Raw genomic sequence first — 18,097 nt, forward strand, 5'->3', positions numbered from 1 at the left:
CAAAAAATCACTATTGTATCTTTTACTAAAATAGTTGATTGTTTATCAAATAGCATCCATAACCTTAAAATGACTCAAATAACGTGTTAAAAGTTGATAAAAACTACTCATTTTCACTGATAACGAAATAGCGATATATCATCGATGCGTTCCTCTTCAATAAACTAATCAATAGATAAATACCGTTTAAGAAAAATAAATAACCATTTTTGAGCTCTTTAAAATAGACGAGTTATTCCAAAACAGCTGATAATCGTACTTTAAGCAATGGTGTTTCTACTTATCTCAAGATAAAAAAGTGCCGACAGGAAATTTCCTATCGACACTTTTTTGTACAAATATAGAAATTAAAATTATGTGAGGGATAAATGACTTATCCCCCACACACATTTTCATCAACATTATCAAAAAACATACAATACTGTTTATTTTTTAGCCCAAGGGAAAAGCATTGGAACTCTCTTCGTATATTCTTCCCATGAAGCATATTTTTCCATGTTTTTCTCGAGTAGTGGTGTAGAGACTTTTATTAACACCGTCGTCATTAACACAGGCGATATAATTAACAGTAGATAATAAAACGGGTTAACAGAATTCGTGAAAATCAACGTAATACCACTTGCGTATAATCCAATCCAAATTAAGATTTCGCCAAAATAATTAGGATGACGTGTAATCGACCACAAGCCTGTTTGTAACAGCGTACGCGATCCTTTCGCGATATGTCGTCTTAATTGTTCGTCACCAACGACTTCAAAAAACAAGCCGACAAACGCGATCAATAAGGCGAGATAAACCAAATACTGATGATCTGACCCAATACTAAATTGGTTGTATTTGATGACCGTATAACTAGCTGACCCAACGACAAAGTTAATAATTCCTTGCACCATGAACACTCGGAAAAAAGCAATGATGACGACTTTATCGCCCCACTCTTCTCGCCACTGTGCATATCTGAAATCTTCAGGTTTTCCATAGTTTCGTCTCAATAAACGGGCGGAGAGTCTCACACCCCAGACAGTAATAAAACCAACAATGACATACGATAAAATCGTCGGGTTTTCAGTGACAAATAACGTCAGCCAACTTCCAACAACGAACCCCATCCCCCAACCAATATCAACAATTGAATTGTTTTTAATAGCGGTTGCAATAAGGAAGATTATCGTAAAATAGGCATAGGTGAACATTAATGGAACCACCAATCCATCAAAACCGGTCTTCGTAAAACCTTGTGTTGCGATTGCGAATGTTGCCAAAAATAACAACGTATAAATGACTACTCTTTTTTTATCCACAAAGTGCCTCCTCTAAATTTTTATTTATTGTATCATACTACCCATAAAAAGACAGAGATAAGCGCTTAATTTTGGCGATAACATACTTAGGATTGGATGCATAACAGCCATTGATGTGGATCTTATTTTTTCTATCTAACTATTCATTCTAGTACCATCTAACAAGCGCTACTCTTCACGTTATTTTTAAAATAAATAACTCTAACACACTTATCGGCTATCTTCACCAATATTACCGTCTGTTAGAGTCGCTCACTATCTTTTTATTTACTCCTCTCTACACGCTATACTGCGATTTGGACTGCGGAAGCCCATGGAGAGGTATATTTATGTTGGAATCATTTTTTTCGACAAAAAGTTAATAAGGCTCCCTATTTGAACCATTCTCAATTACTTGAGGTTCATAAATCGGCATAGACACGACACTTCTTAAAACAAGGTCCTTACTCCTATCGATTAATTTTACTGGAATCAGATTGAACAAATAATTCCACTTCTTTTTCAGTTAAAGATAACGCATCACCTGCAACTGTATGTTTTAAAACTGTATTTCCTGTCGCAAAATCAATGATCTCTTGCGCGTCTTTTCCTTCTAATAGTCCGTGCAACACCCCTGCTGAGAAGGCATCGCCTCCGCCAATTCGATCGACGATATAAGGAATATGGTATTTCTTTGACGTGTAGTATGTTTCGTTAAGCCATAACGTTCCTGTGAGATAATTTTCATCACTTGAAACGACCTCGCGACGTGTCGAATAAAAAACTTCAATATTCGGATATTTTTCTTGCATTTTTTGGTAGTAGTAAGCGAGTGCTTCTTCTTCAGATAGCTCTCTATTTGCAGCCTCAATCCCCAAAATATTCACGGCGTCAAGCGCTCCCATTGAACAATAATCAACATCCGGTAAAATTTGTGCAAAGACTTTGGCAGCTTCTGGTAACCCCCATAATTTGCCACGATAATTACTATCAAAAGAGACTAAAACGCCACGCTTTTTTGCTTCCTTGACAAAATCAATCGTCAACTGTGCTAAAAACGGTGATAGAGCCGGTGTGATACCCGAAACATGAAACAAAGAAACATCCTCAAAAAGACGATTATAGTCCCATTCATTGGTTTCTAGAAGTGAAAAAGTGGAAGACTTTCGATCATACACGACCGATGTCGCTCGCGGACCAGCACCGATTTCGACAAAGTAACTGCCCATTCGTCCTTCACCAAAATGAACCTGATTGGTGTTCACTCCGTAACGCTTCAATTGATAAAGTGAACCTTGACCAAAGGAATTGTCAGGAATTTTTGACACTAAGGTGACGTCATGACCAAAACCAGATAAACCAATTGCTACGTTCGCTTCACTTCCACCATAGTGTAAATTTAGCGCTGCAGCATGACTTAATTGTTCCCCTTTAATCGTTGAATATCTTAATAATAGTTCTCCTAAGGTTAACACTTTACTCAATTTATTCACCTCGAATTTCGCGTAATTTTGCGATATAAGTTTGTGCATTTTTTGTCACGACTTCATAATTATCTCCTGTTAAACCACGCGTTAAATCGCTCCCAATTCCTACTGAAATCACACCATTCGCAAACCACTCAGCCATATTATCTAAATTCACGCCACCCGTTGGCATTAAGTTTACGTATGGCAGTGGTCCTTTAACGTCTTTGATAAAGCGAGATCCAACAATATCTCCAGGAAAGACTTTAATGATATCAACCCCTGCTTTTAAAGCCGTCGTCATTTCAGTAATCGTCATACAACCAGGCATGTAAGGAATTTGGTATAAATTACATATTGTGGCAACTTCTGCATCGAATGCCGGACTCACAATAAAATCCGCGCCATTTTCAATCGCCAAGCGGGCTGTCACTGGATCCAATACGGTACCCGCTCCAATCACAACTGTTGGATCTTCTGCATAATATTCCGTTAATTCCGCAATCAGTTCGCTGGCATTGGGTGTGGTATAAGCGACCTCTAATGCCTTTAATTCTCCCGCCACACTTGCTTTACAAATCCCTAATCCTTGTTCTTTCGATTGTCCACGAATCACTGCTACCACACCATTTTCTATCAACTGGTTTAATGTTTTTACTTTTTTCATACTATTCCTTCTTTCTTTTCATTGACTAACCGATACCAAAGTACCCCGATAAGCATGACAATAATGGCTACAATTACTGCTGAAAATCCGGCAAAAACGCTCACTTTTTCCGACAAAACACCTGTAATTGTCGGCATTAAAATCGCTCCGATACCTCCGATGATTAATAACCAGCCCATCGCCATTGGATATTTTTTTATCGAAACACCTGCAATGGTCATTGCGGTTGGGTAAACGCCTCCCATGGTGAACCCCAGACCAATAACAGAAAATACGATCATGCTTAAATTCGTACTCATTAATAACAAGAAATAAAAAATCGTCATTCCGATGCTAATACCTGTAATCAGATTTCCTTTTTTAAAACGGTACCCATAAAAAACACAGAACAATCGTCCTAGTAAAATCGCTATCCACAATAAAGATGAAATGAGTTGTGCTTGGGTCACTTGGAGGATATCCGAGTCAATAAAATATTTTACCAACCATCCTGTAATGACGGATTCCGCACACAAGTAAAAAAATAAAATGACGATCGTGTTTAAAAATAATGGATCTTTAAAAAATGAATAGTCTTTAATTTTTTGTGTAGTGGTTTCAACTTGTTCATTGACTTCCATTTTGCTAAACAACACTTGAGAAATCATGATTAATACAATGATGAATCCCGCCGTCCACTTCCAACCACTATCACCAAAGATTCGAGTCGCTACGACGACTAAAAAAGGTGAGATTAAAGCCCCAATTGCAAACGTGCTGTGCAATAAATTGGATGCTGCAGGATCGCTATGTGAAATGTCATTTACGGTTTTATTATTAAAATTAGAAATACTCCCTCGACTAATTCCGGTGAAGAAAAAGGCCATAATCAGTAAAATCGGATTACCTGTCACAATCATGAGGAAAAAACCAAGCATTACAAAACTGCTTAAAAACAGAATCGAATGTTTACGACCATAATAAACAGGTAAAATCCCCGCGACTAATCCCGCAATTAAATTTCCTAACTGATGTCCCGACAAGAGCAAGCCACTGACGGTGTCGCTTAATTGATATTCTGCGCTAATTAGCGGAATAATTGCTCCAAAAACCATTGCATAAAAACCGTTTACAAAAAATATAAAATAACAACATAACAATATGTATTTATCTGAATCGTTCAATTCGTTGTATCTCATTTATCCCTATCCCATCGTTTTCTATCATCAAAAAAGTCTAGGATTAAACTCAATATTGACGTTTATCCTAGCCTTTTTCCATAAAGCTGAAAATTAATCTTCATTCAACCTAATTTTTATGGTTGTTTCCCAATGTAAGCTAAAATGCCACCATCAACATATAAAACATGGCCATTTACAAAATCAGAAGCTTCTGAAGATAAGAAGACTGCTGCGCCTTGTAAATCTTCTACTGTTCCCCAACGAGCAGCTGGTGTTTTGGCAATAATGAAATCATTAAACGGATGGCCTTCTTCACGTAAAGGTGCCGTTTGTGGTGTTGCGATGTAGCCAGGGCCAATGCCGTTACATTGAATATTATGCTCGCCAAACTCCGAACAAATATTTTTCGTTAACATTTTCAAGCCACCTTTAGCCGCTGCATACGCACTTACGGTTTCGCGACCCAGTTCACTCATCATTGAACAAATATTAATGATTTTACCGTGTCCTTTTTCAATCATTCCTGGTAATACGGCTTTTGCCATGATAAATTGTCCTGTTAAATCAATATCAATGACTTGTCGGAAATCTTCGGCAGACATCTCTAACATTGGAATGCGTTTGATAATACCAGCGTTATTCACTAGAATATCAATGACGCCAACTTCTTCTTCGATTTGTTTCACCGCTGCAGCAACCGCTTCTTCATCTGTAATATCAAAGACATAGCCTTTTGCATCGATGCCTAATTTTTCATAATCCGCCTTTGCTTCATCAATGGCTTCTTGCGTTAAACTGTTATAAACAATTTTTGCGCCTGCTTCTGCTAAAGCGGTTGCAATTCCAAAACCAATTCCATAAATGCCACCCGTGACTAACGCAACTTTACCGTCTAAACGAAATGAATCCATGCTAAAATTTGACATATTCTTTCTCCTCTTCTGTTTTAAAGATTTTTAGTTGATCTTTTTAGCTATTTCAAATCTTTCATATCAACCATATCCATGTCTGTATAGGTGATATTTTCTCCACACATCGCCCAGATAAACGTGTAGTCTGATGTTGCCACACCCGTATGGATTGACCAACTTGGTGAAATACAGGCTTGTTCATTCGCAATGACTAAATGTTTTGTTTCATCTGGTGTACCCATGAAGTGGAAGACGCGTGTATCTGGATCCATATCAAAGTAAAGGTATGTTTCCATTCTGCGTTCATGAGTGTGACAAGGCATCGTGTTCCAAGCAGAACCCTCTTCTAAAATAGTGTACCCCATTTGTAACTGACAACTTTCGCACACATTCGGATGCACATATTGGAAAATTTTACGTTGATTTAACGTTTTTGCCTCACCCGTCACAAATGGCGTAATGGCATCAATGCTAATTTTGACATTTGGATAAACTTTATGGGCTGGAACAGAAACACAGTAGAACTTCGCCGGATTATTCGCATCATCCGATTTAAATTCAATTTGTTTCGTTTCTTTGCCAATATAATAACCATCTTGTTTCTTCATTGTTTCTTCATTACCATTAATGACAATGGAACCGGGTCCCCCAATATTGATGACACCAAGTTCGCGACGTTCTAAGAAATACTCGACACCTAATTCACTTGATAATTTAATCTCTAGACTTTTCGTTGTTGGTGTGACACCACCGAAAATCATGCGATCATTATGGGTGTATGTTAATAACACTTTACCCGGAACAAATAGTTCTTCAACTAAAAATTCCTCTCTTAGTTCTTCCGTTGAAAAATGACGAATCATTGATGGGCTACTACCATATCTTGTTTCCATTTCCATTTTGATAACCTCGCTTTTAATTTCCTATTAAGAAATATCTTTTCTAAAAAAGAAATTCTATACTTTTATTATAACGAGTAGCAAAAAAAATGCAAGCCCTTTCTAACAAAAAAATAAATCCACCCTATTAAGGGTGGATTTTAGCTTCGATACGATTTTTCGCTTCAATCATTTTTTCAATTATTTGATCAACATATTCTTGCGTCCCTCGAAATTTAGGCATACTCACACTAAAAGCTCCTTCAATGTTTTCTTTCCCTCGAATCGGCATCGCAATACAAAAACAATCTTTTTCCATTTCTTCATCATCATACGCGACGGCTGTTTGCCGTATTTCTTCTAGTTCTTTTTCGAGTAAAAATTTGTTCGTAATCGTTTTTTCTGTATAAGCAGTCAGTGGAACACGCGAAAAATATTGGTCTAGCATTTCATCATTATAAGAAGATAAAAAGATTTTCCCCATTGCTGTACTATATAGTGGACGGCTTACCCCAACTTTTGATGACATGAAAATCGATTGTTTTTTGGGTTCTAACTTATCCAAATAGACTAATTCTTGACCGTTAGGGATTCCTAGATGAATGGTTTCGTCGACACTCAGTTGTAACTTTTCTAACTCGGGTGTGGCAACATTTTTTAAAATCGAATGCTCAAAATATTGACTACTATATTTTACTAAAGAAGGACCTAAAAAATACGTTTTCTCGCGTTCATTGCGACTGACATAGCCAATCAATAATAAGGTATCTAAAATTTTTAACGTTGTAGACGTCGTCATTTCGACCGCCTCTGCAATTCGTTTAAGCCCGACACCTTGGCTTTGTAATGCTAAAAAGTCTAAAATTTTTGCGGCTCGAATCAACACCGTGCCATATGGTTTTTTATCTTCCATCTCACTATTCCTTTCCTATTCGGAAAACAAAATCATTTTATAGGAAATTCTAACATAAATCTTTGGAAAAATCTATCTCTTTTAGTCGTTGCTCCTTTTTATTTAAATCATTCCCCACTAAACAAGTCGAATTCTCGTTCATCCTCACTAAAATAAGACCGCTTACAACGAATTTGTGGTACACTGATTGTAAGCGGTTATTTAATCAAATCAACTAAAAGGAGAGTATTATGTATAATTTAGTCATTCGCGGACATGATTTGTCGAATATTTCGACTCCCGAGCACTTAGCACAACAAACGAAAAGCGTTGGAATTCATAACTTACAATTTGCCTTAGGGGCTTCTTTTCCTCAACTGGATTCTTCATCTAACGCGCTTAATCCTGGTATGGGAACCTACTTTAAAAACTTATTTGCCAAACATGATATCCAAATTGCGTTACTGAGTTGTTACTCTAATTTAATTCATCCTGATCCTATTAAACGAGAGGAAATTTTGCATAAATTTGAAACCTATTTACGTGATGCGCACTTTTTCGGGGCTTCGATGGTGGCAAGCGAAACTGGATCCGTACTCCCAAATTTAGGGTATTCCGAAGACAATTTCAGCGATACGGTTTTTGCTGATTTAGTAAAAGTTATAGAAAGACTAGTTAAAACCGGTGAAAGGCATCGAACTTTAGTTGGGATTGAAGCGGGTTTGAATCATCCACTTTCTTCTATTGAAAGAACAAAACAACTACTTGAAGCGGTTGATTCAGATTATCTTGGCATTATTTTGGATCCGACTAACCTCATTACGATTGAGACTCATGAGTCGATTGTAGACATCGTGGAAGAAGCATTTCAACAATATGGTTCTAAAATTTGCGCTTTTCATTTAAAAGATTTTATGATTAAAGATGGAAAAATCGTACCCACTTCATTAGGCAAAGGACTGATTAATTATCCCGCCATTTTAAAGATTATTCAACAGTATAAACCCTACTGCTATATTGTCTTGGAGCAAACAAAAGATGAAGACATCCGCGTAGCCAAAGAACTGATCGCAAAGCTCTGATTGTTTTAATTTCAGCATCATATAATCTAAAAATCCGTTAACCAATTTTTGGCCAACGGATTTTTTAGATTGTTTTATTTTTAAAATACTTGAGTATCGATCAACGGTGAACTCGATTTCAGCTAAAACAAGCGACCCCATAACGCGCGTTGCTTGTTTTCACCTTCATTAGAAGACGTTATTTTGTTTCTTTGTAACTTGCCGTGAATTCATCGATAAGCGTTTGTCCGCCATTTTTCTTAAATGTCTCAACCGCTTGATCAAAACCATCCATTTCAATTTCACCCATCATATATTTATAATAGGCATCACTAATTCCTTCCACTAATGTTGACCATTGGGTATTGTACGTTTCTGACGTTAATGGTTGCGACGGATCAACGATCGCATAAGCTTCATTGTCAGCGATTTTCTCATTCGCTAAGTTGACTAATGGGTCAGTCGATTTAAATGTTTTCACTAATTCAGATGGACGAGAAGAAGAAAATGGTTGTACTTCTTGTTGCCATTTCGTATCATCAATCTTTTCATATGCACCATCTGCATTGATTTCATAGTGTACATCTTCGATTCCTTGCGTCATCAAGGTATACGGTTCTTCATCCATCAAATCATTAATAAATTGAAGCACGACTCTCAAATCTTCTTCTGTTTTCACTTTGTCTTTAGGAATGGCTAACCAACCACCCATTCCGCCATTTGTATCTGATAAAATCCGACGCTCGACATCGCCATAAGTGATATCGTTGATTAATTCCCACTCCATGCCTTCTTGAGGCGTTCCTTTGGCACCATCGACATAGTTACGTGCTTCTTGTAACCCAGTAATCACAATCCCCCCTTTGCCTTGAATAATGTAATCTTTTTGATCATTTTTAGCCATCACCGCAAAATCTGAATTCATCCAACCATTTTGATAAATGTCACGGAACCACTCCATCGCTTCTTTATATTCCTCTTGCATAAAGGAAGGCAGGACTTGTTCATCTTCTGTTACAGTAAACCAGTTGTCTGCTCCAAAATAACCCGATAGCGAGCGGAAACCAACGTTAAATGATTCATTACGTTCAACAAAGCCAACAGTATCATCTTTGCCGTTACCGTCAGGATCGTTTTCTGTGAACGCTTGAGCTACTTTCGCTAAGTCTTCGACTGTATGAGGCACTTCTAACCCTAAATTTTCTAACCAATCTTTTCTTACCACTACCCCATAGCGAGCAATTGGTTTTTGGAAAGGAACGCCATAAATTTTGCCATTAATTCGAGAAGATTGGAGTCGTTCTTCTGAAATATTCGATAAGTTCGGATATTCTTGCAAATAGGGTTCCACATCCCAGAACATTCCTGACGCAAGCGAGCTACGAACGGTTGTATTCTTGATATCCGCTAGCGTCACAATATCTGTGAGTGAATTGGATGCTAGCGCTGCATTAATTCGTTCTGATTTTGAGGCATCTGGTACCCAGCTAAAATCAATGTTCATGCCCGTATATTCTTCCAATTTATTCTCAACATCACCTGAAGGTGGAGCAGCTGTGTGAAGCATCGCCATCCATGAAATCGTATCTTTCGTGGATGCAGCTACTTCATTACCCCCTTTGTCAGTAGCAGAGCCGTCTGTCCCACCATTTCCACAAGCTCCTAATACTAACGCTGATAACAATAATGCACCCATGATTTTTTTGTTTTTCATTTTTTTCTTCCTTTCATTCTCTTTATTTTTTATTTGTTAAAGCTTTTAAGACCCTTTTTATTCCTTGTTTGAACCATGTATCGGTGAATAATCAAAGAAAGCAAAGTCGGCATGAATTCCTTCTTTTAAATCTAGATCTTGCACTCCTATGCCAATAAAATTGCCCGTAAAACCTCCAGCTAAAAAGAGTAAATCTTGTTCTTCACCTAATTTCGCCCAAGGTTCATTTTGAGATTGTCGCCAATAATAATTTCCTGTTGTTTCCTTGACAACGATTTTTAGATCGAGCGGTTGCTCCCTGAGAAGGACGACTGTCGAAAACAAAGTATGTTCGCCATTTTGACAACGCATCATGCGTAAGACGCGTCCTTGATCGTCATCAAATGTCAAATAGCCATATAAATAATTGCTTTCATTTAAATACAAGAATAGTCCCGCCATCTGATTAAATGTTCTTGGCATAAACTCAAGTTGAGTCGTCGCTTCGAATGAAAAATCTTTTTGACGAATCGCAAGTAAATGATTTTCAAAAGATGATTGAGGAGATTCTCCTGAAACAAGCCGTAAATAACCAGGGCGACTCGTTACGTCACACCAATTCGAACTTGGTAATATGCGTCGTGCATTCCATTCTTTATTCAAAATGTTAGAACTAAAATCATCGTGAAAAGCAGTATCAATTTGTTGTTCAATTTTTTTAGTTGTTTCGATTAATGTAACCGCTTCAGGTTTTGTGGTGCCGTTCGCTAAACGTAACCAACCATCGGACGTCCATATGACTTCCTGAATCGCGGTTTCGCGTCCTAAAATGGCCTTCCCTTGAAGGGGTCGTGTCGTTAAATATGCCATGTACCACTTACCGTTTAGCCCTTCGACTAAACTTCCATGTCCGGTACATTGAAGAGGTGAATCTGGTAGATTGCTTGCCGTCAACATTGGATAGTTTGGATCGAGTTCATAAGGGCCGGTAATCTTTTTCGCGCGACACACGGTGACACTATGATTCACCCCAGTCCCACCTTCCGCCGTGATTAAATAATAGTAACCATTTCTTTTATATAGATGGGGCGCTTCCGTTTTAGCTAAAGCAGTCCCATCAAAAATCTTGTAGACTTCCCCAATTAATGTTTGGCTTATTGGATCATACTCTTGCAACACAATCCCGGCTGATTTGTTGCTAGTCGTCATCCGATAATCCCATATCTCATTTAAAAACCAGTACCGGCCATCCTCATCATGAAACAACGAGGGATCAAACCCACTCGAATTGAGATAAATTGGTTCACTCCAAGGTCCCGTCATTCTCTCAGCCGTCATCAAATAGTTATGGACATCTTTAAATGGCCGCGTCGTATTTTTAACATCGGAATAAATACAATAAAATAATCCATCGCGATAACTCAATTGTGGTGCCCAAATACTTCCATCTTTTGGATTTCCTTTTAAATTCACTTGTTCAGTCAAAATATCCGTTAAGTGTGACCAGTTTACTAAATCATTTGATTGATAGACACGTAGTCCCGGTAACCACTCAAAAGATGAAACAACAATGTAATACGTCTCTTCTACTTTTAAAATAGTTGGATCAGGATTAAATCCTCTTAAAATCGGATTGTGAATTTGTGTTTGAACCATCTGTTTGTTTACTTCCTTATCTATTTTATTTTATCTTTTCTTAAAACAAAGACCACCTGCTACGAAAAATGGGAAAGCCAGTACAAATGCTAAAAATTGACTCCCTAATAAGGTAACTAAACCGGTTACAATGTATAATAACCCCGTTAAACGGCGATCATATCGACTATTTAAAAATAAACTAGCAAGTGCCGTCGTCACCAAAACAAGGACCACTGTGATACCAAACCAATTTCCTAAGCGGTGGAAAAATTCTAATCCTTGTTCCACCGATATCTCGCTCAGTTGTTCGGCAAAGACAGGCAGAAAGATTTCTTCATATTGAATACTCGTTAATTCGCGCATAATCAAAGAGAGTGGGCCTAAGATTAGCGTTACGAGTCCAGCTGTAATCCAACCGATCCATAATTCAAGTCTTCTTTTCATTTATCTTCGCTCCTTCCAACGTCATCCAGCTCGCTCTTTGAGGTACGATTGCATAAGTACAATCTACTTCCTTATAGCACACGCTTTTTTGAGCTGTTTCTTTATCCCAATCATGCCAACCAGCACTCGTCAACCACTTGTCAAAGATACATTTTTCAAAACGAGTCTTTGCATGGTCACGCCACGGTCGGCCCAGATAATACGGACTCTCACCTGAAATTTGACAGTTCTTAAAAATGAATCCTTCCGCTTCTTTTGGCGTGGAGGCAGCTGTTAGATAGTTCACTGTTGCCCTTTTCCGGCTATAAATGTGACAAGAAGTGAACAGGGCTTGCCCACCACCAAAAATAAAATCAATCGTTCCCGAAATCGTACACTCATTAAAATAAGACAGTTGCTGCGAAAAGACTCGAGAGCGCCAAGGACTCAGTAAGGGGGTTTCATCCTTAGTCATTATTGGTAAGGGACCTAAACATAATGTATCTTGATAGGCATCTAAAGAACAACGATTAATCGTGACATTGGTTCCTTCTATATAGAGTGCTACTGCTTGTGCTGCGACGTGATCTGGACCTGCCGTATTTTTGATGGTGATTCCTTCTAAAGTGACGTCTTTTGCATTGATAAACACTGTAGCGGTTTGAAAGGTCCCACGTAGTTCACCATTAGGCAGCACATCTTTGGCTGACCAATTGCCTTCAATCCTGACATCGCCAATACCGATGAGCGTTAAACCATCATTGTATATGCTGATATTTTCTTCATATACTCCAGGATAGACGATAATTTTTTGGATTAATTTCTTTTTTGAAGCACAGACAATGGCTTGTTGAATCGTTTGATAATTGCCACTACCATCTTTTGCAACCGTTACAGATGCTGGCGTAAAAACTGAATCCATCGTTCACGCATCTCCCTTGTTTCTTGGTGTCCACCATCTAATATTTCACATGCCCACTGATTACTTGCCTGTTGATCAAGATAACTTTGATGTAATCGCTTGTCCAAATCTGTCACTCCAACGAGTGGGCACAGAGGATCCACGCGCCCAATCAAGCATAGTCGTGCCCGCGGAACAATCAACTGTTGGATATCATTCGTCGTTAGCTGTTTTAAAATACCTGGAACGTAGTAATAAAATCCATGACGGTCTAAACGCTTTTCTTTTATCAACGCCTCATATTCCACTTGAGCGGCAATGTCAACCACAACACGGATCCGTTCATCTAACGCTGCTAACCACCAGCTCATCATTCCGCCCATTGACATTCCCATCGTTGCCACTTTTTCTGGGTTTACTTCTGGACGGTCCAGTAAGTATGTTAAAAATTGTTGATTATCATAAATCCGCATACCCCAAAGCGTGTGCCCCTTCAGAAGAAATTCTTTGAATAATTCACTTTCTTTTTGTTTATTTCGTTCGCCAAATCCCCACATATCAATGACACCGACTGCATACCCTTGTTTTGTTAACGTTTGCAAAAAACTCATAGGCTGTAAATAATCGCTACTTTGAATCAGCTCTTCTTTACCTTTCGTAAAATCACCGCCATGCGAATGATTAAATAATACTAGTGGGCATGATTGAACTTGAGCGGTTGGAGGATACGCAAAGTATGCTGGAACGGTTTCAATTTCATTTAATTCTAGGAGGATTGTTTCTAACACATAATCCGGCGTGACCACTTTCGACAGAATCGTTGCGCGCGGCTCAACCACAAGTCTTGGTCCTAAACAAGTGAGAATTTTTGCTTTTATATCCATCACTTTCTACTCAATTTTTTCTTGATTGGCATAGGAATCATGAATTTGGATACCTTGACTGTTCTCAATATGGAAGATTTCTCCCTCTACGCCGTCTAATGTTATCCGGTCAAAGCGGACGTTCGTCGCGCATCCAATATAAAATCCACTTTTTTGCATATCTTCAATTCCCGTCATCATTGCCGGTTTGCCAGGTATGGCATCTTTTGCCATTGAAATAGCAATATCATGGAACGTGATATCGCTCACTGGTTGTTCCGTTAAACCATAAATAAATCCTGCTGATGCGTGGACATTACGCGCTGTAATATCCGCAAAGTGAATACGACGGAACATTGGTGTTTCTTCTGTAATCGGATAGGCAGCTTTATCCCACACGTATTGATCTTTTCCACGTGGACCACAGAAATAATATAAATTCAAAATAAAGGGACAGCTAACGTTATCCATCACAATGTTACTGACGCGAATATCTTCAATCGTTCCACCACGACCGCGCCTTGATTTCAAGCGAATTCCGCGATCGGTGTCTTGGAATGTACAATTACTAATCGTTACATTTCGGATATCACCACTCATCTCACTCCCTAACACCACCCCACCATGGCCGTGAATCATATGACAATTCGTAATCGTAATATTCTCGCAAGACACCCGTTCTTTTGTGTCTTCCGTCCCTGCTTTAATTGCGATACAGTCATCGCCGACGTCAATTTGACAATTACTAATGCGTACATTTTTACACGATTCAGGATCAATACCATCTGTATTTGGGGAATCAGCAGGATTCTTAATTTTTACATTCTCAACGGTAACACCATGACACAAAATAGGATTGACCGTCCAACTAGGTGAATTAATCATCGAGATATCTTTAATCGTCACATTTTCACACGAATCAAAACTGATTAATTTCGGTCGCGGATAGTTTAACTTTTCTCGCTCATTACGGAAAATTTGCCACCATTTTTGGCCATTTCCATCTAACAATCCAAATCCAGTCACCGCAATGTTCTGAACATTTTCGGCATATAAACAAGAAGCATACACTTCACGCTTAACCCCTTCCCATCGCGAAATGACAACTGGATAATCTTCTTGATTATCAGAAAATTTTAACACACTACCTGGTAACAAATGAAGCTCGATATGACTTTTTAAGCGCAATGAAGCCGTATAAAATTCACCGGCTGGTACACTTACACGTCCGCCACCTTTTGCAGCAACCGTATCAATTGCTTTTTGAATTTTATCCGTCATTAATTCGCCATTTGGTTTCGCACCGAATTCTGTGATTAACACTTCCAACTTTCTTCCTCCTTACAAACTCATCATTTTATAGAACGCTATTCAAGTAACGGTTCATTTTCAAGTGCGGCTTGCAAAAATGCCCCGTACCCTTTGAAATCATTCGTAATAATTGGTTCGCTGATATAGTACACAAAGGAACCATCGCGAGCGTCTTCGCCACCCAGTCCAGCTACTTCACAATTTCTCGTTAAATTGAGCCATCCTTCATTGGTTAAAAAAACAAATTCATTGACAACACCTTGATACGTTTCCTGACTAAAAGATCGCCATTCGTCGGACAATACTTCTAGTCTAAGCGCTTTAGCGGTCGCGTAAGCAATCATACTGGAAGCAGAAGCTTCTAAATAATTTCCGTGCCGCTCCCCTTGGTCTAACACTTGATACCACACGTGTGTATTTTCATCGCGAACTTTTTTTAATGCCTTTAAGCACCTCACAAAGATTTCTTCTAACGTTTTCGTATCCGTTGAACCTTGCAGTAGTTCAATTGTATCGACCAGTGCCATCATATACCAACCCATTGAACGTCCCCAAAAATTTGGTGATAAACCGGTTTGAGGATTTGCCCAAAATTGTTCTTTTTTTTCATCCCAAGCATGATACAACAGACCCGTTTGTTGATCGACCGTCCGATTATAGCATAACTCAAAATGATGGATTACTTCTGCCATTCGTTCACCCTTTTTAAAAGTAAGCAAATATTCTGCTAAAAAAGGCGTTCCCATGTACAAGCCATCTAACCAAATTTGATTGGGATAAATCTTCTTATGCCAAAAACCGCCTTCTGACGTACGAGGCATATTTTCTAATTGCTGAAATAATAAATCTAGCGCTTTTTTGTACTTTTCGTTTTTGGTTTCTTTATACAATAAAAATAGTAATTTGCCGTTATTGACATAATCGATATTCATCGATTCATAGTTGTATCCTTTAATGGAACCATCTTCTTGAATATAATAATCCATTGTTTCCTGGATGTAATCATAATAAACAGCTTCATTTGTTTGAAGATAAGCCATTTTAACGCCTTGTAGGACAACCCCTATATCATACGACCATTTCCCATGGTACGTTTTCGTTTGAGGTAAAATAGGATACCTTTCAAACAACGTCGTTAAAGCTACTTGAGAAAGTTTCACGAACGTTATTCCCTCCTTCTATTTATCGTAATGTCTCTATCTTGATTCAAACATCACGTCTGAATCAACTTTTTCAGGAGTATACTCTTTTAAAATCAACTTTCCAGCATATCCCAAAACAAAACCCACAAAGCCCACTCCCCAAATGATTAATAACGCAAGTGAAATCATCGATGCAATCATATAGGCGACAATAATAATAGTCCAAGCTAAAATGGAATAATGTAAATAACCTAATCCGATTAAAGCCGCTCCTTGCAAAATTTCTCGTATCGTCTTAAATGTTGTTGCGGCCATCACCGTATAAATATGACTTGTCGCAAACAACACGATGACGAAGACGAGCACATTTGCGACTTGAAAGTACCATTGGCTTAACGTAAATAAATTGATAATGACGATCGTAAAAACCGCTATAACTAGCCAACTAATCAGTAATGACTGACGAAACCGTTCTTTAAAAGCAGTATAGAAGCTGCGTGCTACAGGAGGTTGTTCCCCTAAGCGTAACCACTTATCATAATAGGCCATCATTGCGTAAGTCGCCGGTCCTACTCCGAAAAGACCAAGTCCTAATAAGGTAAATAAAATCCATAAGAAACTTAAATAAGCAATGATTAGAACGTTCGTCATATAGACATTGATTTTACTAATTTTCTCCATCGTCATTTTCTCGTTTCCTTTCTGTCTTTAGTAAATCCCTTCTTCGCCCACTTTACGCGCTGCTTTATTTGCTAAGACAACTAGAACTAATCCGACTAATCCTTTAAATAGACCTACAGCCGTGGAATAACTTAGTTGACCATTTTGAATTCCGGCAGTATAGACGAACGTATCAAAAATTTGAGCGACTTCTTTATTCATTGGGTTCATTAATAGGAACATATGCTCAAATCCCATATCTAAAACGTGACCAATTTTCAAAATAAACAAGGTAATAATCGTTGGCCGAATACAAGGTAAGGTAATATGCCACATTTTACGTAGTTTTCCAGCGCCATCCATATCGGCTGCTTCGTATAATTGTTCATCCACATTGGTGATCGCCGCGAGATAAACAATCGTTCCCCAGCCCGCACCTTTCCACATTTGCTGGAAAATATAAATCGGACGTAACCATTCCGTACTTGTTAAAAAGGAAATCTTTTCCCCACCAAAATAAGTGATGATATTATTAAAGACGCCACCTTCTGTTGTTAATAGAACATAAAAAATCGAAACAACCACTACCCAAGACATGAAATGGGGTAAGTAAATCACCGTTTGGACAAATTTTTTAAATCTTGCAGCCCGTAATTCATTTAACATCAATGCTAGTATAATCGGAAATGGAAATGAAAAAGCAATATCCAAACCAAAAATGACGAGCGTATTTCTCATTAACATGAAAAACGTATCTTCGGTAAATAGTCGAATAAAATGTTTCATTCCTACAAAGGGACTACCTAAGATTCCTAAAAAAGGTTGATAGTCTTGGAACGCAATAATTAATCCTCCCATTGGAATATATTTAAAAATGACAAAATATAAGATTCCTGGGAAGAGCATGATATAAAGCGCTCGGTTTGTTTTAATTTGTGCCCATTTTTTTTGACGTTTGATTGCTTTTATTTTTTTCTCATCTACTTGATTGGTTAATACTCCAGCTGTTTCCATACGACTGTTTCCTCCGTTTTCGTTTATTTATCACATCCAAATCATAGTCGATATGTGAAATTACGTATATAATCATTTTAACACTTAGGAAAGCGTGTACATTATTTCAACAAAAGGATTCTTTCTTTTTTTATCAA

The 18,097-nt window shown here is 38.1% G+C and carries 17 protein-coding genes; 1 reads left to right on the top strand and 16 read right to left on the bottom strand.

Translation table 11 applies throughout. From position 1 onward, the window contains the following. Positions 1-425: 425 nt before the first annotated feature. The 7 genes from RU93_RS05995 to RU93_RS06025 all read right to left on the bottom strand — a co-directional run bounded on the left by RU93_RS05995 (position 426) and on the right by RU93_RS06025 (position 7,275). Positions 426-1,301 carry a DUF1295 domain-containing protein gene (locus RU93_RS05995; protein WP_071874705.1) on the bottom strand — a complete coding sequence of 292 codons (876 nt, stop codon included), beginning with the start codon at positions 1,299-1,301 and terminating at the stop codon, positions 426-428. 449 nt (positions 1,302-1,750) lie between these two features. Beyond that, positions 1,751-2,764, bottom strand: a complete 1,014-nt coding sequence (locus RU93_RS06000) for a sugar kinase (protein WP_071874706.1) — start codon at positions 2,762-2,764, stop codon at positions 1,751-1,753. A gap of 1 nt (position 2,765) precedes the next feature. Next, complete coding sequence (locus RU93_RS06005; RefSeq protein WP_071874707.1) at positions 2,766-3,413, bottom strand: bifunctional 4-hydroxy-2-oxoglutarate aldolase/2-dehydro-3-deoxy-phosphogluconate aldolase; 648 nt, start codon at positions 3,411-3,413, stop codon at positions 2,766-2,768. Further along, entirely contained in the window at positions 3,410-4,591 is a 1,182-nt protein-coding gene (locus RU93_RS06010; protein ID WP_084131223.1) for an MFS transporter, read from the bottom strand. Before RU93_RS06010 ends, RU93_RS06005 begins: the two co-directional genes overlap by 4 nt. A gap of 116 nt (positions 4,592-4,707) precedes the next feature. Beyond that, on the bottom strand, positions 4,708-5,499 hold the full coding sequence (locus tag RU93_RS06015; protein WP_071874709.1) for a gluconate 5-dehydrogenase: 792 nt from the start codon (positions 5,497-5,499) through the stop codon (positions 4,708-4,710). 47 nt (positions 5,500-5,546) lie between these two features. Next, positions 5,547-6,383, bottom strand: coding sequence for a 5-dehydro-4-deoxy-D-glucuronate isomerase (gene kduI / locus RU93_RS06020; protein WP_071874710.1), 837 nt, complete (start codon positions 6,381-6,383; stop codon positions 5,547-5,549). Between the two features lie 127 nt (positions 6,384-6,510). After that, the gene (locus RU93_RS06025) at positions 6,511-7,275 is read right to left on the bottom strand and encodes an IclR family transcriptional regulator (protein WP_071874711.1); all 765 of its coding nucleotides are present in this window, start codon (positions 7,273-7,275) and stop codon (positions 6,511-6,513) included. A 230-nt stretch (positions 7,276-7,505) separates the two neighbouring features. Between RU93_RS06025 and RU93_RS06030 the strand changes: the two genes are divergently transcribed. Then, complete coding sequence (locus tag RU93_RS06030; protein ID WP_071874712.1) at positions 7,506-8,336, top strand: sugar phosphate isomerase/epimerase family protein; 831 nt, start codon at positions 7,506-7,508, stop codon at positions 8,334-8,336. 178 nt (positions 8,337-8,514) lie between these two features. On the opposite strand, the gene RU93_RS06035 is transcribed toward RU93_RS06030, so the two are convergent. From RU93_RS06035 to RU93_RS06075, 9 genes are all read right to left on the bottom strand, one after another. Continuing rightward, positions 8,515-10,029 (bottom strand): extracellular solute-binding protein, encoded by a 1,515-nt coding sequence (locus RU93_RS06035; RefSeq protein WP_071874713.1) that lies wholly within the window; start codon positions 10,027-10,029, stop codon positions 8,515-8,517. A 57-nt stretch (positions 10,030-10,086) separates the two neighbouring features. Continuing rightward, entirely contained in the window at positions 10,087-11,664 is a 1,578-nt protein-coding gene (locus RU93_RS06040; RefSeq protein ID WP_071874714.1) for a glycoside hydrolase family 43 protein, read from the bottom strand. A gap of 30 nt (positions 11,665-11,694) precedes the next feature. Then, a complete protein-coding gene (locus RU93_RS06045; protein WP_071874715.1) occupies positions 11,695-12,090 on the bottom strand; it encodes a DUF4064 domain-containing protein in 396 nt (131 codons plus the stop codon). Next, positions 12,074-12,991 carry a pectinesterase family protein gene (locus tag RU93_RS06050; RefSeq protein WP_071874716.1) on the bottom strand — a complete coding sequence of 306 codons (918 nt, stop codon included), beginning with the start codon at positions 12,989-12,991 and terminating at the stop codon, positions 12,074-12,076. The genes RU93_RS06045 and RU93_RS06050 overlap by 17 nt, the downstream gene beginning before the upstream one ends. Continuing rightward, the gene (locus tag RU93_RS06055) at positions 12,961-13,854 is read right to left on the bottom strand and encodes a dienelactone hydrolase family protein (protein WP_071874717.1); all 894 of its coding nucleotides are present in this window, start codon (positions 13,852-13,854) and stop codon (positions 12,961-12,963) included. Before RU93_RS06055 ends, RU93_RS06050 begins: the two co-directional genes overlap by 31 nt. Positions 13,855-13,860: 6 nt before the next feature. Then, on the bottom strand, positions 13,861-15,114 hold the full coding sequence (locus RU93_RS06060; protein ID WP_071874750.1) for a glycoside hydrolase family 28 protein: 1,254 nt from the start codon (positions 15,112-15,114) through the stop codon (positions 13,861-13,863). Between the two features lie 86 nt (positions 15,115-15,200). Then, positions 15,201-16,304, bottom strand: coding sequence for a glycoside hydrolase family 88/105 protein (locus tag RU93_RS06065; protein WP_071874718.1), 1,104 nt, complete (start codon positions 16,302-16,304; stop codon positions 15,201-15,203). Between the two features lie 36 nt (positions 16,305-16,340). After that, positions 16,341-16,967: a DUF624 domain-containing protein gene (locus RU93_RS06070; protein ID WP_245785376.1), complete on the bottom strand. Its 627-nt coding sequence runs from the start codon at positions 16,965-16,967 to the stop codon at positions 16,341-16,343. Between the two features lie 27 nt (positions 16,968-16,994). After that, positions 16,995-17,960, bottom strand: coding sequence for an ABC transporter permease (locus RU93_RS06075; protein ID WP_071874720.1), 966 nt, complete (start codon positions 17,958-17,960; stop codon positions 16,995-16,997). Positions 17,961-18,097: the final 137 nt, after the last annotated feature.

The sequence above is a fragment of the Enterococcus aquimarinus genome, from assembly GCF_001885765.1.
GTDB lineage: Bacteria > Bacillota > Bacilli > Lactobacillales > Enterococcaceae > Enterococcus_I > Enterococcus_I aquimarinus.